Below are 20,357 nucleotides of genomic sequence, written 5' to 3'. Positions count from 1 at the left end.
TTCACCAGCTATGCAGGATTCAGCGAAATACTTGATTCACGCGGACATCGTCGCCGACGGGGTGGTAGAGCGGAGTGACGTCGTCGGCGCGGTGTTCGGGCAGACCGAGGGATTGCTCGGCGACGAACTCGATCTCCGGGCGTTACAGGAGTCCTCGAAGGTCGGCCGGATCGACGTGGAGATCGAGTCGGAGGGCGGCCGCTCGTACGGCGAGGTGACCATCGCCAGCGGGCTCGACAAGGTCGAGACCGCGATCCTCGCGGCCGCCCTGGAGACCATCGACCGGGTCGGTCCGTGTCGGTCGGACTTCCAGGTGACGAAACTGGAGGACGTGCGCGCGGCCAAGCGCCGGGAGATCGTCGAGCGCGCGACCGATCTGCTCGCCGAATTCGAGGGCGAAGTCGCCCGGAGCGCGGATCTCATCGAGGAGGTCCGGCAGGCGGTCCGGGTCGAAGACATCACCGAGTACGAGGGGCTGCCGGCCGGCCCCCGCGTCAGCGACAGCGACGCGATCATCGTCGTCGAGGGCCGGGCCGACGTGCTCCAGTTGCTGAAGTACGGCATCAAAAACGCCGTCGCCGTCGAGGGCACCGACGTACCCCAGGCGGTCGCCGATCTCACGTGCAAGCGGACGGTGACCGCCTTCCTCGACGGCGACCGCGGGGGCGACCTCATCCTCAAGGAACTCCAGCAGGTCGGCGAGGTCGACTACGTGGCCTTCGCCCCGGAACACCGGTCCGTCGAGGACCTGGCCCGCGACGAAGTGATGGCCGCGCTCCGGGAGAAGGTCCCGATGGAGGCCGTCGCTGGCGCGAGTTCACCCCACGAGACCGTCGCGGCGACCGACGGGAGCGCCCGCCCCGCGCCGCCGGAGACGACCGACGGGCCCGAGTCGACCGCGACACCCGAGACGACCGACACAGCATCGGCCGATACCGCGTCGACCGACCAGTGTGCCGAGGCCGCGAGCGAAGACGCCGAGGCCACCGACGACACGGCCGACGGCGACGACGCGGTGGCGGCAGACGACACTGCCACGACGGCCGACGACGAGAGTGCGGCGGACGCGCCGACAGACCCGGAGACACTGGCGGGTCACGTCCAGGCGGTCGTCGACGGCAACAGCGGCGAGGTCGTCCTGCTGGACGGCGAATTCCGGGAACTCGCGTCGGCCCCCGCGAACGAGGCCTTCGACGCCGTCGCCGACGCCGACGTGACGCCGACGACGGTCGTCCTCGACGGGGAACTCGACCAGCGGTTGCTCGACGTGGCCGCCCAGCGCGGCGTCGAGCAGATCGTCCCGCGGTCGACCGGCGAGTTCGTCAAACAACCGACGGGCGTCCGCATCCGGACGGCCGATCAGTTCTGAAGCGGCCGGGCCAGCAGGAGCCCGGCCCCGTCCTCGTAGTGATCCGGGAGTCGCTCCTGTTCGGCGAAACCGTTGGCGTCGTAGAAGTCCCGCGCCCGCTCGTCGTCGGCCCGAACTGTGAGTTCCAGCCGCTCGAACCCGTCCGCTGCGAGCCGGTCACAGAGCGCCGCCAGCAGTCGGGAGCCACGCCCCTCGCCACGGTGGCCGGCCGCGACCGCCAGTTCCGCGAGGTAGGCCACGGCGTCCTGCGGGATTGCGACGGCGTACCCGCTCGGCTCGTCGGCCTCGTCCGTGACCACGAGTACGACCGGCGGCCCGTCGATAGCGGGTTCGAGCAGTCCGTCCCAGGGTTCGGACAGCGAGGCCACCTGGATGGCCCGCAGTCGCGGCAGGTCGTCGGCAGTGGCGGGCCGGATCATAGCGCGGCGAGTGCGAGCGCGACGCCACCGCCGACGACGGCGGCGACGGCCGTCGCGAGGAAGTTGACGACCTGGTTCCCGAAGTACCGCCCCTCGACGGTCGCCCCGAGGAGGCTGTCGGCGGTCATCCCGAGGACGCCCGCGCCGACGATCACCAGCGCCCCCAGCGGCTGGACCGACTCGAAGGCCACCGCGATGGCGGCGATCAGTCCCGCGCCCGCGATGCCGGCGAGTTCGCCCTGCCAGGTCACGGCCCCGTCGGTGCCGGGCGCGACCCGCTCGAAGGTCGTGATGAGCCGGGGCTGGTCGAACAGCCCCCCGATCTCGCTGGAGAGGGTGTCGCTCATCGCCGCGGCGACGGCCCCGGCGAAGGCGTAGAGGAACACGTCCGGCGAAACGGGCACGTGCGTCGGACTCGCCGCGAACCCGACGACGGCGACCAGCGCCATCAGCGAGTTGGCCAGCACGTTCCCGCTCCCGCGCACCCCCTCGTTCTCCTGTGCGATCCCGCGCTCCTGTTTCTCGTCGTAGCGGAACTTCGTCGAGAGCGCGCCGACGCCGAAGAACGTGATGAGCATGGCGAACCAGCCGTAATCCCCGAGGACGATGGTCAGCAGGCCCAGCAGGACGCCGGTGACCATCCCCGCGATGGAGGCCGCGTCGAGCCAGTAGGAGACGTAGCCGAAGCCGACCGTCACCGCCAGCGCGACCGCGACGCGAACGGGCGAGACGGCGACTCCGAGGTCCGCGAACAGCCACAGCAGGAGCGCGACCGAGACCATCACCAGCGGGTCGTCCCGGGCGAACAGGACCGCTCGCAACAGCGAGGCCAGGAGTGCGCCGCTGACCGCGAAGAAGGCCAACGTCGCCGGGAGGACGGACTCGGGCGTCAGCGCGACGGTCGCCAGTCCCGCGCCGAAACCGAGGACGGAGCCACCGGCGACGAACCCCGCCGTCGCGACCGCCGGGTCCGACCGCCACGCCCTGACCAGGTGTTCCGCGAGGTTCCCGTACGAGAGGATGAACACCGCCGTCGCAAAGACCGTCATCGGGAGCGCGAACTGCAGGGCCAGCAGTGCCAGCCCCGCGATGGCGAGTGCAAAGCCCGCCAGCCCGTAGAGGCGACCGTCCTCGCGGTCGCCCGGCCGGGCGAACAACTCGAACACGAATCCCTCGTCGATCACGTACAGCGCCAACACGGCGACCGCGATGAACGGGAGCGTCCCGGCGACGGTGGCGACCGCCTGCGATGTCATCCGGTCGGTGAACGGCACCGTACCGGCGACGGCGGCGGCCAGCTGTGGAGCCACTCGGCTGACGGCCGGGACGAGCAACCCGCCCGTCCCGACCAGCGCGAACGCCCCCGCTCGCCGGACTGTCGTCGTCACGTGCCGCCCGTTTTTCGGAGACGCACTTAACAACCACCTTTTTCGCGAGGGGGTCGCGGGGCGACCCCCTCGCCAAAAACGTGGGCGAAAAAGCGGAACTCGCGCGGCGCGCGAGTTCCGGTGCTGTGCTGGTGCTCGCCGCGACCGCACCGCTACCGAACCGCCTCCACCGCCGACGGCCATGGATCGAACCAGAACCGGCAGATGGAGACCGACAAGACATTTATCACAGGCTACAGGATGGGGGACCGTGCGCCGACTCGCTCTCCTCGCCTGCCTGCTCCTCCTGGCCGGCTGTCAAACCGGCAGTGGACCCGTGACGCCGACAGCGACGACGACACCCGCCGAAGCGCCAGACGTTTCGGTCGCGAACGGAAGCGACGACCCGATAGCCCTCCCGATGTTCCGGTCGCTTCCCCAGGCGAACGGTACCGTCGAAGCCGTTACCGTCGGAAGCGAGCGCGACTTCGACGGTAGCGTGGCTGTGCACGTCTGGAACGACGCGCCGAAGAATCGGTCGATTCAGGTGGAGCTGACGTATCTCTCCACCAACGAGTCGCTCTATCACCAGGTGGGGATTCCAGCCGACGAGGCTATCGTGTTCGACCTGCGACGCTCGGACCAGTATCGGATCACGGTGACGACGAACGCGACGACACACTCGCTCTCGCTGGGCCGGGACACGTTCGACTGCAACGACCACACGTTCGGTGTCCGGGTCGTCTCCGATGGGAACGTCTCGACGGGAGAGTTGGCGACGGAGGCGGCCTGTGTCTCGCCCAGAAAGTGACGCGACGCGCGCCGACCCGTGACCTTCATATTCGCCGACAGGGAAGCCCAACCGTGGGCATCTACGATCAGTACCTCGCGGTCCGGACCCAGTGGGCCGACGAGGAGACGCCGGACAACGTCGCCGTCGTCATCACCGAGCGCGACCTGCTGGAGCAGGGAGCCTACGACACCCTGGAGTCGTTTTTCGACTGGGCCGTCGAGTACGGTGCCGAACGTGTCATGGTCTACGTCTCCGTCCTCGACGAGAAGGCCGTCCCGACACTCCGCCGTGCGCTCGAAGACGTGGACGCGCCCCGCGAGATGGCCGTCCGCGGCCCCGACGACGACCGGCGGGCCGACGCCCCCATCCAGGTGAGCATCGGCCTCGGCGGGAAACACGAGTTCGCCGCCGCCGTCCGCAGCGTCGCCGAGGAGGTCGACGACGGCGAGTTGACGCCCGGCGAGATCGACGAGGACGACATCGAACAGCGGCTGGTCTTCCCGACCGATCCCGACCTCGTCATCAAGACCGGGGCCGAGCGGCTCTCGGACTTCATGATCTGGCAGTCGGTCTACTCCGAACTCTACTTCACCGACGTGAACTGGCGGGACTTCCGGAAACGGGAGTACCTCCGGGCGATCAGGGACTTTCAGGACCGCCAGCGGCGGTTCGGACAGTGACCGCGGGGAACTGTCCGAACGTCGGAAATCGAACGGCGTGAGATGTCCGGAGGTTTGGACAGTGCCGTTCAGTCCGCCGCGGGTTCGGCCTCGAATTCGGCCTCGATGTCCTCCTCGTCGAGTCGCTCGCGTTCGCTACTGGGCAGGGCGTCCCGGAATCGGCCGAGGATCGAGCGGGCTTCGTCGAGTTCGGCGCTCCCCATGGCGCGGACCAGCGCCAGCGCGCGCTTGGCGCGGGCGGTCCGCCAGGACTCCTCGCGGGACTCGTAGGTGCGGATCGCGCGCAGGAAGTCCACCTTCCGGAACTCCGGCCAGTAGGGGGTACAGAAGAAGACGGCGGCCTCGTTGCCGTTGGCGTGCCAGGGCAGGAAGTTGCTGGTGCGTTCCGCGCCGCCGGTCCGGAGGATGAGGTCCACGTCGCGGGAGGGTCCCTCGTAGAGCCGTTCCTCGACGGTCTCGGCGTCGATCTCGTCGGGGTCGAGATCGTCGTAGACCACGTCGCGGGCCACGTCGCGGGCGGCCCCGAGCAGTTCCGCGCGGCCGCCGTAGGCCAGCGCGATGTTCAACTGGAGTTCGTCGTAGTCGCGGGTGCGACCCTCGGCGTACTGGATGGCGGTGCGGACCCGACCCGGGAGGTCCTGCGTCTCGCCGATGGCCCGGATCCGCACCTCGCCCTCGTGGACGCGGTCGGCGTCGGCGAACTCGTACAACTTCTCCTCGATCAGGTCGAACAGGGCCTCCCGCTGGTTGACCGGGCGGTCGAAGTTCTCCGTCGAGAACGTGTAGAGCGTCAGCTCCTGAACGCCGAGTTCGTCACACCAGTTGAGCATGGCCTCGGTCGTCTCGGCACCGGCGCGGTGGCCCTCCGTGGCCCCCTCGCCCTTGTTCCGGGCGTAGCGACGGTTCCCGTCCTGGATGACGGCGACGTGATCCGGCATCCCCGACAGCTCCCACCGCAACAGCCGTTCGTACCCCGATAGCGCCTGCTGGCGCACCCACGCGAGCATTGTTCGAAAGTTCTCACCCCGTGATAAGTATCTTGTCCTCGGCGCTGGTATGGGGTGGGGTGACCCGCAGGCTTTTAATATGGCGACGTCCTCTGCGTAGTTGCAATGGCGACCGGTACGGTTGACTTCTTCAACGACACTGGCGGTTACGGATTCATCGATACCGAAGACGCGGACGAGGACGTCTTCTTCCACATGGAAGACGTCGGCGGCCCCGACCTGGAGGAAGGTCAGGAGGTCGAGTTCGACATCGTGCAGGCCGACAAGGGCCCGCGTGCGGAGAACCTGGAGCGACTGTAACCATGGCGCAAGGCACAGTCGACTTCTTCAACGACACGGGCGGCTACGGCTTCATCGACACCGAGGACGCGGACGAGGACGTCTTCTTCCACATGGAAGACGTCGGCGGCCCCGACCTCGAAGAAGGTCAGGAGGTCGAGTTCGACATCGTGCAGGCCGACAAGGGCCCGCGCGCCGAGAACCTCACGCGCCTGTAATCGGGCACGTCAGTCGCGGTACTGTGCGGGGCCGCTGGCCCCGAGACGCGAACCATCGAGCGGCGGCACCGTCGCGGACCGTCGTCCGGGGTCGGCCCGAGACCGTGAGAAGTATGGGGACGGGACGGCCAGCATCGAACAATGGAGACACAGGACCCTATCGATCCGGACCTCTACCAGCGAGCCGAGGCGCTCCTCGAACCCGGCGAGATCGAACTCGTGGGGATCATCGTCCACACGGAACTGGGTAGCGACGACGAGGCCGCGCTCCACGAGGCGACCATCGAGATCGGCGAGCTGATCGCCGACCACGCGGGCGTCGACCCCAAGGACACCTACGTCTACTCCGGCAACGACGACACCGAGTTCGGGCTGAACCAGCACCAGGGACGCACGCTCGACGACGACGAGTTCGTCTGGGAGTGCCAGCAACTGCTTCGCGAGGAGGAGTTCAAGATCGTCTTCTACTACGAGGCCGACACCGACCAGGAGGGGCTGGTCGAGGCGGTCCGGGCGGACGGATACACCGTCGAGAGTGTCTCGCCCCGATAGACGGTCATCAACGCTTACAAGCCCGTGGTAGCCGTCGCCGGAGTCATGACCAGCGACGGGTATGCAGTCACGCGTCGGTCGGTACTGGGCGTCCTCGGTGCGGCGGGCGTCGGCCGCACGGGTGCAGTCGGTGGCGTCGCGGCACAGGCCACGGGCGAGTCGTGGCCGATGCACCGCGTGGACGCACGAAACACCGGCTGGAACCCCGGTCCCGAGGGCGTCGCGACGGCGGTCGAAACGGACTGGGTGTTCGAGGCGTTCCACGGCCCGAACGGGCTCTCGGTCGCGGACGGGACGGTGTTCGTGACCGACGACAACGACGTGTCGGAGCCCTACCGGGGGACGGTGTACGCGCTCTCGGCGGTCGACGGGACCGAGCAGTGGCGTCGGGAGTTCGACCGCTGGGCACAGACGACGCCCGCGGTCGCCGACGGACGGGTCTTCGTCACCACGAACGGGAACGGTGACGGGTACGTGTACGCCTTCGACGCCGAGAACGGCGACCGGCTGTGGCGGTACGAGGCCGAGAGCGAGATCGTCTGTGCGCCGACCGTGGCGGACGGGCGGCTCTATCTGGGACTGATCGACGACGCGGTGGTGGCACTCGACCCCGCGACCGGTGACGTGGCGTGGCAAACCGGCGTCGACGGGAGGGTCTGGGGGTCGCCAGCAGTCGCCAACGGCTATCTCTACGTCGGCACCGATCCCAGTCGGGGCCCGGACGAGCCGATTACGTCGCCAGCGACGGTCTACGCGCTCGACACCGACGACGGCACGATCCAGTGGGCGCACGAGGCCGGCGACGTCCGGATCACGGCGTCGCCCGCCCTCGCCGAGGGGACGGTGTTCGTCGTCGCTGACGACGGTGTCCTCCGGGCGCTCTCCGTCGTCGACGGGACGGTCGAGTGGACCCACACCGTCGGCTCCGAGGGGAACGAGACGCCCGTGGTACACGACGGGACGGTGTACGCCAACAGCCAGGGGTCGCTCGTCGCCCTCGACGCGGGCGACGGGACCGTGCAGTGGACCTACGACGGCGAGACCCTGGCCTCGCAACTGCTCGGATCGACGGGCGCGCTGTACGCGAAGGCGGGAGACGGCCTGCTGGCGGTCGACGCGGCCGAGGGGACCGGTCGCCGGCTCGGGACTGGTGGACGGGAACTCCATCCCAAAGCCGTCGTGGGGGACAGGATCTACGGGTTCGACCGCTCGCAGGGGCGGGTATTCGGATACGGGATTTCCGAACGGGAACGCGCGTCCGGGACGGGCACGCCCGGATCACCGACGGCGACCGACGGCGACGGGTCGAGTGGACTTCCGGTGACCACCGCCCTGCCGGTGGGCCTGCTGGCGGCACTGCTCGGGGGCCTCGGTGCCTATCGCTGGCTGAGCGACGACGAGGAGTGATCGCCCGCGACGGGATGGGAATCCCAGACTCCGACCGGACAAGCGCGGATTTATGCCGCCCCGACCCCGAGATCCGTGTATGAGCGAAGACCTCTCGCGGGTCGACCGGGCGGTCGTCAACGCCTTCCAGGGCGGGTTCCCGGTCGCCGAGCGCCCCTTCGAGCCGGCGGCCGCGGCGCTCCGGGACCGGGGCGTCGAGATCGACGCCGACGCCCTCTTCGAGCGGGTCAGGGACCTCGACGACGAGGGTGTCCTGACCCGGTTCGGCGCGCTGATCAACGCCGAGGAGATCGGCGGCGCGGCCACGCTCGTGGCAATGCACGCCCCCGAGGACCGGTACGACGAGGTGGCCGAGCAGGTCAATGCCTACGACGCGGTGGCGCACAACTACGAGCGCGAACACCCCCACCTCAACATGTGGTTCGTCGTCAGCGTCCCCGACGCCGACGAGGTCGAGGAAGTGCTGGCGGCCATCGAGGACGACACCGGCCAGGAGACCTACAACCTGCCCAAACAGCAGGAGTTCCGGGTGGAAGCGAAGTTCCTGCTGGACGGCCCGATCTCCGATGGCGACGTGGATCTCTCCGATCTGGGTCCGGACGTGACCCCGACCGACCGGCAGTCGCTGACACCGGCGGAACTGGACCTCGTCCTCGAAATTCAGGACGGCCTCCCGATCTCGCCGACGCCGTATCGAGACGTGACCGAAACGCTTGGCGCGGACGTGGAGTGGGTCCTGTCCACGATCAAGCGATTTAACGCGGAAGGAAAGGTCCGACGTGTGGGCGTGATCCCGAACCACTACGCGCTGGGCTACACCGAGAACGGCATGACGGTCTGGGACGTGCCCGACGAGGTCGTCGACGAGGTCGGGCCGGCCGTCGCGTCGCTGGGATTCGTCACGCACTGTTACGAGCGGCCCCGGCACGAGGGGGTCTGGCCGTACAACTTCTTCGCGATGACCCACGGCCGGAGCGAGGCAGAGAGCGCCGAGCGCGTCCAGCAGGTTCGCGAGAAGATGGACGAGTTCTGGGACGTGGCCGACGAGGACTGGGACACGCTCTTTTCCACCCGGATTCTGAAGAAGACGGGCATCCGGATGGACGAGCGTGCGAAGGCCAACACCGTCGAACCGGAGGAGGCCGGCGACTGATGGGAGGGGCAGTTTGATCCCGCTCCTGCACGACTTCACGGGCGAGACCGTCCTCGTCTTCGGCGGCGGGTCGGTCGGCGCGCGGAAGGCCCGGCGGTTCGCCCGCGAGGCCGACGTGATCGTCGTCAGTCCGACGTTCGCGGACGCGGACTTCGGCGGGGCCGAGCGGGTCCGCGCCGCGCCGGACGCCGACGCGGTCGCCGAGTGGATCGACGACACCGATCCCGCGCTGGTGGTGGCCGCGACCGACGACGGCGACCTGAACGCGGCCATCGAGGATGCCGCACGGGACGCTGGCGCGCTGGTCAACCGGACGGACGAACACGGCGGGCGCGACCCCGAGAGCGTCGTCGTACCGGCCACGGTGCGGGACGGACCGGTGACGGTCGCGATCTCGACGGGCGGGACGAGTCCGGCGCTGAGTCGGTACCTGCGCCAGCGGATCGAGGACGACGTCGAGGGGGCCGGTGAGATGGCGCGGCTGACCGGGGAGTTACGGGCGGAGTTGCAGGCCGAGAACGTCGATCCGGAGCGGCGTCGGGATGCGATCCGGGCTGTCGTGCGATCCGGGCGTGTTTGGAAGCATTTAGATAGTGGCAGGACAAAGCCTCGGCAAGTGGCCGAGGACGTGATCGCGGACGTGACGGGTGATTTACAGTGATAAACGGAGCCGGCGTGATCGCGGGTGTCAGCATCGCCCACGGGCAGGCTAGCGTCGACGACATCGAGGCGGCCTGTACCGAGAACCAGCGTCGGGCCGTCGAGTCACTACTCGATCAGCCGGGCGTCGAGGAAGCGTACGTCCTCCAGACCTGCAATCGTGCGGAGGCCTACGTCGTCGCTCCGGAGGCGTCGGTCGGTCGGGCCGCTCTGGAGCGGTACCGGGCGGACGTGCCCGACGACGCCGTCGTCGAGATGGGACACGAGGAGAGCCTGCGCCACCTCCTGCGCGTGGCGGCCGGCCTGGAGTCCATCGTCCTGGGCGAGGACCAGATCCTCGGCCAGGTCAGAGACGCCTACGAGGATTCCCGTGGCGTCGGCGCGATGGGACCGGTACTCGAAAACGGCGTGACCAAGGCGATCCACGTGGGCGAGCGCGCCCGGACCGAGACCGCCATCAACGAGGGGACGGTCTCGCTGGGGAGCGCGGCCGTCAACCTCGCCGACCGGGAGCGCGACCTCGCGAACGCGACCGCGCTCGTCGTCGGCGCGGGCGAGATGGGATCGCTCGTCGCCAAGGCCCTCGACGGAGCCGTCGAGCGCGTTCTCGTCGCCAATCGGACCGTCCCCCACGCCGAACATCTCGTGGGCCGACTCGACGTGGACGGCGACGCCCTCGGACTCAACGGCGTCGCGACGGCCATCGAGCAGGCGGATCTGGTCATCACGGCGACGGGCAGTCCGGAACACGTCGTCACCGTCGAGACGATGGACCGCGCCGGTGACACGTTCGTGATCGACCTCGCACAGCCCCGCGACGTGCCGCCGGCGGCCGACGACCTCGATTCGGTGACGGTCAGGGACATGGACGCGCTGGAGTCGGTGACCACGGCCTCCCGGAAGCGCCGGGAGTCGGCCGCCGAGAAGGTCGAACAGCTCGTCGACGAGGAGTTCGAGCACCTGTTGACCCAGTACAAGCGCAAACGGGCCGATCAGGTGATCGCGGGGATGTACGAGAGTGCAGAGCGCATGAAGGCCCGCGAACTCTCGACGGCGCTGGAGAAACTCGACCTCGACGAGGAGGAACGCGAGGTCGTCGAGTCGATGGCCGACGCGCTGGTCGGGCAGTTGCTCGCGCCGCCGACCCAGAGCCTGCGCGACGCGGCCGAGGAGGACGACTGGACGACCATCAACACGGCGCTCCAGCTGTTCGATCCCGAATTCGGGTCGGACGTGCCGGAGTTCGTCTCCAGCATGGACCCCGAGGACATCCCCGAGGACATGAAGGCCGAGATGCCACAGGCGGTCCTCAACCAGCTGGACGACTGATTTTACGACTCGCGGGCTCGCGTCGCGACGCCCGGGATGCCCAGTCTGAGGAAGGCCGGCACCGCCAGCGTCGCGACGGCGACTTCCAGCCCGCCGACGGTGAGGAAGGCGGCGAAATAGCCGTACTCGTCGGCGACGGTCCCGCCGACGAGGACGCCGGCCAGGAAGCCGAGGCTCCCGACGGCGTTGAACGCGGCCATCGCGACGCCGCGCTGGTCGTCGGCGGCCAGATCGGTGACCAGCGCCATCGTCGCGGGGGCCATCAGCGCGCCGATGACGCCCACGGCGACCATCGCCGCGCCGGCGAGCGCGACCGTCGGCGCGAGTCCGACGCCGATCACGACGAGGCCGTACAGCGTCGAGCCCGCGAGGACGGGGATTGTGCGTCCGATCCGATCCGAGAGGACGCCGAAGGGGTACTGAAAGAGCGCGAAAGGGGCGAAAAAGAGCGCGAGCATCAGCCCGGTACTCCCGGGCGAGAGTGCGAACACTTCCCGGAAGTAGAGCGTGCCCACGAGGGCGAAAAAGCCCGCCGTGAGGCGGTCGACGAAGCCGAACGCGCAGGGCACGAGGATGGCGGGCGTATCCCGGATGGTCTCGCGGACGGCCCCGAGCCGGCCTCGGCTCTCACCCGGCGCTCGGTCGGTGACCCGCGATGCGAGCAGGCCGACGGCGATCAGCAGTGCGCAGGCGGCGATCAGCGGCGCGAACGGGTTGACCTCGTACAGCTGGCCGCCCAGCGGTGCGCCCAGCGCCGTCCCGCCGCCGATGGCGATGCCGGCCGCGCCCATGTTCCGGCCGTGGCCACCCTCCAGGTCCATCAGCATCGTGATGGACAGCGAGAACGCGCCGATGGTCGCCGCGCCCTGCAGCGTTCGCAGGCCGAGGACGGCGAGGAAGGGGAGGTCGATAACCTGCGGGAGGCCGGCCAGCAGGGCGTAGCCAGCCGCGCCGCCGAGTGCGCCGGCGACGATGAACGGGACCCGGCGGCCGGCGGCGTCGCTGGCCGCGCCCCAGAGGCCGGCGAAAAGGACGAACGCGCCGAATTCGGCGGCGAGAAACCACATGCTCGCGTCCAGCGTCGTGTCGGCACCCAGGGCCGCAACCAGTGTGTCGATGCCGGGGTAGAGCAACACCTGTGCCAGGAGGACGGCGAACACGACGGCCGCCAGGGCAGTGCGAGCCGAACGGGTCGTCACAGCCGGGCTTCGAGCGCGGGCGTGGAAGGGATTTCGATGCCGGGAGCCCGGACTTTTTGGCCCGGCCGCCCGAGTGTACCCGCATGGCGGACCTGCTCGACGACTCCGAGATCGAGGCACAGCTCCCCGACGACTGGGACCGCGACGGCGACGAGATCGTCCGGACCTACGAGTTCGACTCCTATCTCCCCGGTGTGGGGTTCGCGTCGGGCATCGGCGGCATCGCGGAGGACGCCTGGCACCACCCCGAAATCACGATCACCTGGGGCGAGGTGGAGGTCCGACTGACCACCCACGACGCCGGCGGCATCACGGAGAAAGACATCGACCTCGCAGAGCGGTTCGACGACGTGTACGAGTGATGCCGGACGGCGGTGCGGAGGGCGACCCGACAGGCCACGCCGAGTACGTCCTGGGCTGTCGGTTTCGGCTCGATCCGACCCCGACGGAGCTACGCGCCGAACCCGCCGAGTTCGAGACGAAACTCTACCGCGAGGCCGATCCGCCCGGCGAGGACGGATGGCTGTTCTTCCGGGACAACTGCTGGCGCGGCGAGTTGAACGACCCGGACTACTTTCGGGAACTCACCGAAGACGCGCTGGGTGTCACGGTGCTGTCCGTCGACTTCCGCGAACTCCGGACCGACGAGGCATACCTGACGGCGTTGAAACGTGAGATCGCCGCCGATCCGGCCCTGTTCAACGCAGACAGCACGTCCGAGGTCCTCTCGAAATACCTCGGCTCGTCGATCCGCGTGGTCGACGGCGACGGCTGAGCGGCGGCCTGTCGAACCAGCACGCATTTCTTTCACGATACGCGAGTTGGAAGTATGAGCGAGTACGACGATACCACGGCGGTCGAGGTCGAACTACCGACGGCGTTGCTGGCGGCGGTCGACGAGGCGGGTGCGGCCGGCGGGTACGACGGGCGGTCCGAAGCGGTGCAGGCGGCGCTCGTGGCCTGGGTCGACGCCGTCGAGGCCGAGAGCGACGACGGCGGTGGGGCGCTCGGCGGGTTGTCGGACGGGCTGAGCGACGTGGACGTGGACGTGGGTGTGGATGTGGGAGTGGACGAGGGCTAGGGAGGACGACCGAAGGGAGTCCTCCGGAACTGCGAGCGGGGAGTGTCAGCGACCCGCGAGCCGGGAGCCTCTACCGAAGGGAGTCCGCCGGAACGTACGGTGATCAGCGGGAACCGTGAGACTCCAGCGGCGCGAGAGTCCCTGCCGAAATGCGAGCGTCAGTCCGCGAACTTGCCGGCCGCCCGGGACCAGTCCCAGTCGCGGTGGCGCAGGCGCGGGCTCGCGTCGTCCGGAATCGCGCCGTACTCCCGGAGCAGGTCCCGGATGCCCGAGCCACCGCCGAAGTCGCCGCGGTACCAGAGGAACAGTTTCGGGACCGTCACGACGCCGGTCTCGGGGTCGTGATCGACGGTCGCGTCGAGATAGGCGCGGGTCGCGCGGTCGAGTTGTGCGTCGATGCGGTCGGCGTCGTAGACCCGGATCGCGGGGCAACTGGCCGCCCCGCAGTTGAGCGCGAAGTGGACTCGCGGGTCGGGGTCGGCCACGCGGTACCGGCGCTCGAAGCGGCCGGCCAGTACCCGGGGCAGGTACCCGAGGCCGTACTTCGTTCGGGTGCCACGGACGATGCCGTGTTCGATGGCGTCCAGACTCAGGTCCGTGCCGGCGACGGTGACGGCGGTCGCCCCGAAAAACCGGACGAATCGCAACGGGCTCTCGTACAGTTCGGGCCGGCGTGAGAGCAGGAGCTGGGTGCCCGCGTTGTAACAGTTCGACCAGAAGGCCAGCGCCAGGGCCGGATCGGACCGGAGCGGTTCGAGGGCAGCCTCGTCGTACGCGGCCAGCCGCTCCAGATAGGGATCGGGCGAGTCGCCGGTCCGGACGGCGGCGAGGAGTTTCCGGGCACAGTCGGTCGGGGCGAGGTCGTCTGCAGGCCCCTGGACCGTCGTCGCTCCGCCCAGTGGGGTCGCCCCGTCGCTCATACACGTACGGGGGGCTCGTACGTCAAAAAGCGTTGTGCGGTCCGGTACCGGTCGCGCACACGCCCTCGACGGCTCTGTGGGCACCGCACACAGCGCCCCCATCGTTAACATGTCTTCGTCGCTAGGAGGGCCATGGCAAACGAGCCGACGACGCTCGCGGAGACGACGAGTCTCTGCCCGGCGTGTCTCGAACGGGTCCCCGGGACCTACGAGGACCGGGGCGACGGGGTGCATCTGACGCGGACGTGTCCGGACCACGGCACGACGAGCCGGCAGGTCTGGGGCTCGCGCGACCACTGGGAGTGGGCGGACGCGTTCGGGCCGGACTTCTCGACCGACGCCGACGAGGTGGACCTGACCGTCGAGAACGACCACGCCTGTCTGGCGGTGGTCGAGGTCACCTCGGACTGTAACCTCTCGTGTTCGTACTGTTTCGCGAGTTCCGGCCCGGGCGGGACCCACCGCCCGACCGCGGAGGTCGTCGATCTGCTGGAGACCGTCAGGTCCGAGGGCGGTCCTCGGCCCATCCAGTTCTCGGGCGGAGAGCCCACGGTGCGGGAGGACCTGCCGGACCTCGTGAAGCGCGCCCGGGAGATGGGGTTCGAGCACGTCCAGGTGAACACGAACGGGCTGAAACTGGCGACGGTCGAGGGATACGCCGACCGGCTGGCCGCGGCGGGCGTCACCGCGATCTACCTGCAGTTCGACGGCCTGCGACCGGAGACCTACGAGGCGATCCGGGAGGTCGACATCGCGGCGGAGAAGCGCGACGCGGTCGAAGCCTGCCGGGACGCGGACCTGCCGGTCGTGCTGGTCCCCACGGTCGTTCCGGGGACGAACGACGACGAGATGGGTGACATCGTGCGGTTCGGCATCGAGAACGCCGACGTGGTGCAGTCGATCAACTTCCAGCCGGTGGCCCACTTCGGCCGGTACGCCGAGAGCGAGGGTCGGTTCCCGCTGGACGAGGTGGCGCGCCGGCTCGCGGCGCAGTTCGACGCGCTCTCCCCGCGGGACCTCCTGCCGATCCCCTGCTGTTCGTCGTACTGTCAGCTGGCGACGGCGCTCAAACCCGACGGCGACGGCGGTGCGACGGCACTGACCCAGTTCATCGACGACGACACCTTCGACTCGCTGTCCGGACTGGTCGACGAGAGCGACTGGATGGAGTTGCTGGCGAACACGACCGCCGGGAAGGAGCGGGCCTGTTCGGCGGCGGGCTGTTGTGGCGGGATGGACCTCCCCGCGAGCGCGGCGGACCTGCTCGATCAGGTCCTGCCGGTCTCGATCACGGGGTTCATGGACGCCGACGCCGCCGACGTGGAGCGACTGGACAACTGCTGTATCTCCGTCCCGACGCCGGACGGCGACCTCGTGCCGTTCTGTGGCTACAACATGACGACCGAGGACGGGGACTACGCGCTCCGGAACCGCCACGACTGGGGCGGTCGTCCGGCCGTCGAAGCCCCAGAACTCGCCGATCTGGACGTGGACGACCCGCCGGCCGCCGACGGGGGCGACGGGGAGACGGCCCGCGAGGAGGGGGACTGACCGTGCAGAATCCACTCGACGCCGCGCTGGCGAACCCCTGGGGAGCGCTCCGGCGCGTGCTGGGCGACCCACTTCACCCCGGCGGCACCGACGCGACCCGGCGACTGCTCGACCGGGCCGATGTGGGTGCGGACACGCGACTGCTCGACGCGGGCTGTGGGGCTGGCGATGCTCTCGACCTGGCCCGCGACCGCGGCGCGCGGGCGGTCGGGCTGGATCGCGACCCGGGCGGCGACGGCACGATCCGGGGCGACCTGACGGCGCTCCCGGTGCGGGAGGACAGCGTGGACGTGGTTCTCTCGGAGTGCGTCCTCTGTCTGGCCGACGACGTGGGCGCGGCGCTGGCGGAGAGTCGACGCGTCCTCGGTCCGGGCGGCCGACTCGCCCTCTCGGACGTGGTCGTCGACGGCGACGTGCCCGACCTCCCCGAGCCAGTCGCGCAGGCGCTCTGTCTCACCGGTGAGCGCGAGCGGGACGTACTAATCGACCGGATCGAGAGCCAGGGCTTCGTCGTCGGCGAAGTCCGCGATCACCGCGAGGACCTGCTCGCGATGCGCGATCGGGTCGCGGCCGCCGTCGACTACGAGGGCCTGCTGGGGCTGTTCGGTGCGCGCGGGGACCGACTCCTGACGGGGATCGAGGACCTCGAAGCCGCCGTCGAGGACGGTCGGGTCAACTACGTCTCGCTGGTCGCGACCGCGGAGTGAACGGGACGGCGACCTACTCCAGTCGACCCGTCGCCACGACGATGCTCCCGCCGTAGGAGTCGTCGACCGACGCCGTGGGGAAGGTCCGCTCCAGCGCGGCGGTCACGTCGGTCTCGGAGATCCAGTTGGTGCTCGCCCGGAACAGGGGGACGATCACGGGATTGAGCGCGCGCCAGGGGAGCGACTGGAAGGGGCGGGCGTCCAGCACAGCGACGCGACCGCCGGGCGCGAGGACCGACCGGGTGGCGTCGAGGACGGCTCCGGGGTCGGGCATCGCGCTGAGCGACATCGCGGCGTAGGCGGCGTCGAAGGGGCCGGCGACGGGGAGCGTCGCGGCGTCGGCCCGGACCACGTGGACGTTCTCCCAGCCCGCCTCGTGGACGGTCTCGCGGGCGCGTTCGACCATGCCGGCGCTGTAGTCGAGGCCGACGACGGTTCCGTCGGGGCCGACGCGGTCGCGGAGGGCCGCGAAGTTGGTTCCCGGGCCACAGCCGAGTTCGAGGACGCGCTCGCCGGTCTCGAGCCCGAGCGCCTCGACGCCGCGCCGGCGGAAGGTCCCCTCGCGACCGAAGAAGGCCAGGCCGTAGAGGAGCCGCTGCGCGCCGGTGTGTCGACTCCACCAGTCGTAGAGCCGCTGGCCGCGCGTGCTCACGCTCCCACCGCGCCGGCTTTCGGGGCCGACCGGTCCAGCGCCGTCTGCGAGTCGGTCATTCGGGTGAGGCTTCGGCCGGCACCGGAAAGTGGATTTCGGCGGACAGTCCGGGACGGCGACAACGCTTTCCGCGCGGGCGGTGACAGGCCCGGCTATGGGGACGACGCCACAGCCGGGGGGCACAGTCGACGAACCGATCACGCTGTCGACGGGGGAGACGGTCTCGGTACCGCTGTCGACGGACGCGACGGTGTACGGTGCGATCTTCTCGGCCGACCGGGGGGCCGTCGACGAGTTGCTTCCCAGGGGGCTGTCGCCGATCCGGGCCACGCCGCGGCGCGCGGCGGTGACCTTCCTCGCCGTCGAGTACCACCGGATCGGCGACGACAGCATGACGCCCTACGACGAGTTCAGCGTCATGTTCCCGGCCGTCGAGACGGGGGAACGGTCCTGGCCGCTCGCGTCGCTGGCAACCCACGGCGCGTCGGGCTACGTCTGGTACCTGCCAGTCACGACCGAGCCCGCGAAGGCACTCGGCGTCGACGTCTGGGGGTTCCCCAAGGAGGTCGCGGAGATCGACCACGACGACCACGTGGCCGGACGGCGAACGACCGTCAGAGCCGACGGCCAGGACGTGATCACCCTGGACGTGGAGAAGACACCAGCGATCGACCGGGTGCAGGAGGGCGCGTCCTACACGGTCTCGGACGGGCAGATCCTCCGCGAGCCGCTGACGCTGGACGGGAACCTCGGCGCGTGGCCGTACTCGGCCCAGGCCGAGTGGACGCTCGGGGACCACGCGCGGGCCGACCGGCTCCGGGAGCTGGATCTGGGGTCGCGGGCGCTGGCGCGACTCTGGTTCGACGGCGAGTTCGTGATCGGGGCCGGCGAGCCCGTCGGGACGGTCTGACGGGGGCGAGCAGGCCGTGCATCCCCGTTTCGTCCGGTGGTACGCGGCCCCGAAACGGGCAGAAGGCACTTAGTAACTAATCCCGTATCTACACGATCCCGAGTCAGATGGTGTCCTACGACTTCTGGTTGCTCGATCTCGACGGCACGCTGGTCGACGTCCAGCCCGACTACGTAAGCGGCGTGTTCGAGGAGGTCGGGGACCGCCTCGGTCGCGGGTTCACCGACCGGGAAGCCGAGATCATCTGGCACGGTCTGGGCGGGTCGCGCAACGAGCAACTGGCCGAGTGGGGCGTCGACGTGGAGCGGTTCTGGGAGACGTTCCACGACGTGGAGGACGCTCAGGCCCGGGCCGAACACACCTACCTCTACGACGACGCAGATTTCGTCGCGGACCTGGACGCCCCGGTCGGTCTCGTCACGCACTGCCAGCAGTACCTCACCGATCCCGTGCTGGACCGACTGGACATCCGCGACTGGTTCGACACCGTCGTCTGCTGTACCGAGGAGATCGGCTGGAAACCCGACCCAGAGCCGGTCGAGCTGGCCATGGACGATCTGGGCGTGGGGTACAACGGCCACGCGGGTGTCCCCGCGAGCCGAGCGAGCGGGGGCTCGGAAGCGCATCGCGTTTCCGGTGTCCTCGCGGGCGACGGCCCCCACGACATCGGCGCGGCCTGGAACGCCGGCCTCGACGGTATTCACGTCGAACGCCACGATCCACACCGGCGGGGCCAGTGCGTGCTGGGCGACCGCCGGATCGAGAGCTTCTCCGAACTCGGCGGCGAGTCGACGGCGGGCGACTGAACCGGACGACACGACGGCACGTCCCGTACCGGGAGGCTCGCGGTCAGTCCGGCGGCGCCTGGAGCCGAGCGGCCACGCTGGTTCCGCCGAGCGAACTCGTATCGACGGTGAGTTTGCCCCCGGAACTCCGGAGTATCCACCGGGTCAGCCAGAGTCCGATACCGTCGCTGTGGGTCAGTGCTGTCTCCGTTCCCTTCGTGAGGACCGCGCGTTCGGTTTCGGGCAGGCCCGGCCCATCGTCTTCGACTTCGACCGTCCGATAGCGGGGCTCGCCGTCGGTTTCGCCGGACACCGCGACCGAGACGCGCGGCGTCGCCGACGGGTTGTGTTCGGCGGCGTTTTCGAGGATATTGTCCAGGGCGTACGGGAGGAGGTCGTGTGCGACGACGGGTGCGGACTCCGGGACCTGACAGTCGATCCGGGCGTCCGGATACGCCTGGCGCAGTCGGTCGACCTGTTCTCGTACCATCGGCCCCAGATCGTGGATCGTCCGCCCATCGTCCGGGTCGCGTAACTGTTCGATGTGACGAGCCGCGTCGCTCAACTCGACGACGTTAGTGAGGTGGTCCTCGATGACTGCGATGTGGTCGGTGTCACCATCGGACCCGTCGGCGAGCATGTCGAGGTGACCCCTGGCGACGGTCAGATCGTTGCGGATGTTGTGCCGCAACACCCGATTGAGGACGGTGAGGCGCTGTTCGCGCTGTTTCTGTTCGGTGATGTCGCTGACGACGACGGTCGCACCGTCGAACTCACCGTTCCGTCGGTGGAGTGGGGCCGCCCACAGCCGTACGTCGAGGATCGACCCGTCGGCGTGGCGGTGGCGGGTCTCGGCCCCCGTCAGTTGCTCGCCGTTCCGTAACTGATCCGGGATGTCGCTACTGTCGTCGAGGCCGGGGGCGAGAAGCGTCCGGTACGGCTCGCCGCGGATCTCGGATTCCGACCACCCGAAGGTCCGAGCGGCCCCGTCGTTCCACAGTTGAACGTCACCCTCCGGACCGACCACGATCACCGCCACGGGGACGGCCTCGACGACGGCCAGAAACCGCTCGACCAGATACTCGACCGACGTGGTGAGGACATCGACCTGCGCCCGCGCACCGAGTTCGCGGTGGAGCACTGCGACGATGTCGGAGATCAAATCCTCGGTGAGTTCGTCACGGTCAGTCGGTGCGTTCGTGTGATAGGCGTCCAGTAACCGATTCTGGACGTCCTCGTGTCCCTCCTCGGCGAGCACTCGAAACAGCGTCCCGACGAGTTGCTCAGCGTGTTGCGACATTTAGGCGGGCCTAAAACAA

The 20,357-nt window shown here is 69.3% G+C and carries 24 protein-coding genes; 17 read left to right on the top strand and 7 right to left on the bottom strand.

Annotation, left to right across the window (positions count from 1 at the left end; translation table 11 throughout):
- The first annotated feature begins 10 nt into the window (after nucleotides 1-10).
- Nucleotides 11-1,369: a DNA primase DnaG gene (dnaG, locus tag ACOZ4N_RS19820; protein ID WP_424018093.1), complete on the top strand. Its 1,359-nt coding sequence runs from the start codon at nucleotides 11-13 to the stop codon at nucleotides 1,367-1,369.
- Here the strand turns inward: dnaG and ACOZ4N_RS19815 are convergent.
- Both ACOZ4N_RS19815 and ACOZ4N_RS19810 read right to left on the bottom strand, forming a co-directional pair.
- Nucleotides 1,360-1,788, bottom strand: coding sequence for a GNAT family N-acetyltransferase (locus ACOZ4N_RS19815; protein WP_424018092.1), 429 nt, complete (start codon nucleotides 1,786-1,788; stop codon nucleotides 1,360-1,362). The two genes, dnaG and ACOZ4N_RS19815, sit on opposite strands and share 10 nt — an antisense overlap.
- Entirely contained in the window at nucleotides 1,785-3,176 is a 1,392-nt protein-coding gene (locus ACOZ4N_RS19810) for a DUF92 domain-containing protein (protein ID WP_424018091.1), read from the bottom strand. The genes ACOZ4N_RS19815 and ACOZ4N_RS19810 overlap by 4 nt, the downstream gene beginning before the upstream one ends.
- Before the next feature lie 250 nt (nucleotides 3,177-3,426).
- On the opposite strand from ACOZ4N_RS19810, the gene ACOZ4N_RS19805 reads away from it, so the two are divergent.
- Both ACOZ4N_RS19805 and ACOZ4N_RS19800 read left to right on the top strand, forming a co-directional pair.
- Nucleotides 3,427-3,966, top strand: a complete 540-nt coding sequence (locus ACOZ4N_RS19805; RefSeq protein ID WP_424018090.1) for a hypothetical protein — start codon at nucleotides 3,427-3,429, stop codon at nucleotides 3,964-3,966.
- 53 nt (nucleotides 3,967-4,019) lie between these two features.
- Nucleotides 4,020-4,628 carry an undecaprenyl diphosphate synthase family protein gene (locus ACOZ4N_RS19800; protein WP_424018089.1) on the top strand — a complete coding sequence of 203 codons (609 nt, stop codon included), beginning with the start codon at nucleotides 4,020-4,022 and terminating at the stop codon, nucleotides 4,626-4,628.
- 68 nt (nucleotides 4,629-4,696) lie between these two features.
- On the opposite strand, the gene uppS is transcribed toward ACOZ4N_RS19800, so the two are convergent.
- On the bottom strand, nucleotides 4,697-5,635 hold the full coding sequence (gene uppS, locus ACOZ4N_RS19795; RefSeq protein WP_424018088.1) for a polyprenyl diphosphate synthase: 939 nt from the start codon (nucleotides 5,633-5,635) through the stop codon (nucleotides 4,697-4,699).
- Between the two features lie 105 nt (nucleotides 5,636-5,740).
- Between uppS and ACOZ4N_RS19790 the strand changes: the two genes are divergently transcribed.
- The 7 genes from ACOZ4N_RS19790 (at nucleotide 5,741) to hemA (ending at nucleotide 11,233) form a co-directional block, all read left to right on the top strand.
- The gene (locus ACOZ4N_RS19790) at nucleotides 5,741-5,935 is read left to right on the top strand and encodes a cold-shock protein (RefSeq protein ID WP_092691914.1); all 195 of its coding nucleotides are present in this window, start codon (nucleotides 5,741-5,743) and stop codon (nucleotides 5,933-5,935) included.
- 2 nt (nucleotides 5,936-5,937) lie between these two features.
- The gene (locus ACOZ4N_RS19785) at nucleotides 5,938-6,132 is read left to right on the top strand and encodes a cold-shock protein (RefSeq protein ID WP_424018087.1); all 195 of its coding nucleotides are present in this window, start codon (nucleotides 5,938-5,940) and stop codon (nucleotides 6,130-6,132) included.
- Between the two features lie 141 nt (nucleotides 6,133-6,273).
- The gene (locus tag ACOZ4N_RS19780; protein ID WP_424018086.1) at nucleotides 6,274-6,684 is read left to right on the top strand and encodes a DUF5778 family protein; all 411 of its coding nucleotides are present in this window, start codon (nucleotides 6,274-6,276) and stop codon (nucleotides 6,682-6,684) included.
- Between the two features lie 45 nt (nucleotides 6,685-6,729).
- Nucleotides 6,730-8,091, top strand: a complete 1,362-nt coding sequence (locus ACOZ4N_RS19775) for a PQQ-binding-like beta-propeller repeat protein (RefSeq protein ID WP_424018085.1) — start codon at nucleotides 6,730-6,732, stop codon at nucleotides 8,089-8,091.
- A gap of 79 nt (nucleotides 8,092-8,170) precedes the next feature.
- The gene (locus tag ACOZ4N_RS19770) at nucleotides 8,171-9,244 is read left to right on the top strand and encodes an Lrp/AsnC family transcriptional regulator (protein WP_424018084.1); all 1,074 of its coding nucleotides are present in this window, start codon (nucleotides 8,171-8,173) and stop codon (nucleotides 9,242-9,244) included.
- Nucleotides 9,245-9,257: 13 nt separating this feature from the next.
- The gene (locus ACOZ4N_RS19765; RefSeq protein ID WP_424018083.1) at nucleotides 9,258-9,905 is read left to right on the top strand and encodes a precorrin-2 dehydrogenase/sirohydrochlorin ferrochelatase family protein; all 648 of its coding nucleotides are present in this window, start codon (nucleotides 9,258-9,260) and stop codon (nucleotides 9,903-9,905) included.
- Complete coding sequence (gene hemA / locus ACOZ4N_RS19760) at nucleotides 9,902-11,233, top strand: glutamyl-tRNA reductase (protein ID WP_424018082.1); 1,332 nt, start codon at nucleotides 9,902-9,904, stop codon at nucleotides 11,231-11,233. Before ACOZ4N_RS19765 ends, hemA begins: the two co-directional genes overlap by 4 nt.
- A 2-nt stretch (nucleotides 11,234-11,235) precedes the next feature.
- Here hemA and ACOZ4N_RS19755 read toward each other — a convergent pair whose 3' ends face one another.
- Nucleotides 11,236-12,432 (bottom strand): MFS transporter, encoded by a 1,197-nt coding sequence (locus ACOZ4N_RS19755; protein WP_424018081.1) that lies wholly within the window; start codon nucleotides 12,430-12,432, stop codon nucleotides 11,236-11,238.
- Between the two features lie 83 nt (nucleotides 12,433-12,515).
- Between ACOZ4N_RS19755 and ACOZ4N_RS19750 the strand changes: the two genes are divergently transcribed.
- From ACOZ4N_RS19750 to ACOZ4N_RS19740, 3 genes are read left to right on the top strand one after another with little or no spacing between them, the layout of a single operon-like run.
- Entirely contained in the window at nucleotides 12,516-12,794 is a 279-nt protein-coding gene (locus ACOZ4N_RS19750; protein WP_092691932.1) for a 4a-hydroxytetrahydrobiopterin dehydratase, read from the top strand.
- On the top strand, nucleotides 12,794-13,207 hold the full coding sequence (gene lwrS / locus ACOZ4N_RS19745; RefSeq protein ID WP_424018080.1) for an LWR-salt protein: 414 nt from the start codon (nucleotides 12,794-12,796) through the stop codon (nucleotides 13,205-13,207). The genes ACOZ4N_RS19750 and lwrS overlap by 1 nt, the downstream gene beginning before the upstream one ends.
- Before the next feature lie 54 nt (nucleotides 13,208-13,261).
- Nucleotides 13,262-13,513 carry a ribbon-helix-helix domain-containing protein gene (locus ACOZ4N_RS19740; protein ID WP_424018079.1) on the top strand — a complete coding sequence of 84 codons (252 nt, stop codon included), beginning with the start codon at nucleotides 13,262-13,264 and terminating at the stop codon, nucleotides 13,511-13,513.
- A 158-nt stretch (nucleotides 13,514-13,671) separates the two neighbouring features.
- Here ACOZ4N_RS19740 and ACOZ4N_RS19735 read toward each other — a convergent pair whose 3' ends face one another.
- Nucleotides 13,672-14,433, bottom strand: a complete 762-nt coding sequence (locus ACOZ4N_RS19735) for a DUF547 domain-containing protein (RefSeq protein WP_424018078.1) — start codon at nucleotides 14,431-14,433, stop codon at nucleotides 13,672-13,674.
- A gap of 132 nt (nucleotides 14,434-14,565) precedes the next feature.
- Here ACOZ4N_RS19735 and ACOZ4N_RS19730 point away from each other — a divergent pair, with 132 nt between their 5' ends.
- Nucleotides 14,566-15,984, top strand: coding sequence for a radical SAM protein (locus ACOZ4N_RS19730; protein WP_424018077.1), 1,419 nt, complete (start codon nucleotides 14,566-14,568; stop codon nucleotides 15,982-15,984).
- 2 nt (nucleotides 15,985-15,986) lie between these two features.
- A complete protein-coding gene (locus ACOZ4N_RS19725) occupies nucleotides 15,987-16,691 on the top strand; it encodes a class I SAM-dependent methyltransferase (RefSeq protein WP_424018076.1) in 705 nt (234 codons plus the stop codon).
- Between the two features lie 13 nt (nucleotides 16,692-16,704).
- Here ACOZ4N_RS19725 and ACOZ4N_RS19720 read toward each other — a convergent pair whose 3' ends face one another.
- A complete protein-coding gene (locus ACOZ4N_RS19720; RefSeq protein WP_424018075.1) occupies nucleotides 16,705-17,343 on the bottom strand; it encodes a class I SAM-dependent methyltransferase in 639 nt (212 codons plus the stop codon).
- A 154-nt stretch (nucleotides 17,344-17,497) separates the two neighbouring features.
- On the opposite strand from ACOZ4N_RS19720, the gene ACOZ4N_RS19715 reads away from it, so the two are divergent.
- Complete coding sequence (locus tag ACOZ4N_RS19715) at nucleotides 17,498-18,253, top strand: acetoacetate decarboxylase family protein (protein WP_424018074.1); 756 nt, start codon at nucleotides 17,498-17,500, stop codon at nucleotides 18,251-18,253.
- 107 nt (nucleotides 18,254-18,360) lie between these two features.
- Nucleotides 18,361-19,059 (top strand): HAD family hydrolase, encoded by a 699-nt coding sequence (locus ACOZ4N_RS19710; RefSeq protein WP_424018073.1) that lies wholly within the window; start codon nucleotides 18,361-18,363, stop codon nucleotides 19,057-19,059.
- Between the two features lie 43 nt (nucleotides 19,060-19,102).
- Here the strand turns inward: ACOZ4N_RS19710 and ACOZ4N_RS19705 are convergent, their stop codons facing one another.
- On the bottom strand, nucleotides 19,103-20,338 hold the full coding sequence (locus ACOZ4N_RS19705) for a PAS domain S-box protein (RefSeq protein ID WP_424018072.1): 1,236 nt from the start codon (nucleotides 20,336-20,338) through the stop codon (nucleotides 19,103-19,105).
- Nucleotides 20,339-20,357: the final 19 nt, after the last annotated feature.

The sequence above is a fragment of the Halorientalis pallida genome (assembly GCF_049605515.1).
Taxonomy (GTDB): Archaea; Halobacteriota; Halobacteria; order Halobacteriales; family Haloarculaceae; genus Halorientalis; species Halorientalis pallida_A.
This window is presented reverse-complemented; position numbering and strand designations above follow the sequence as displayed.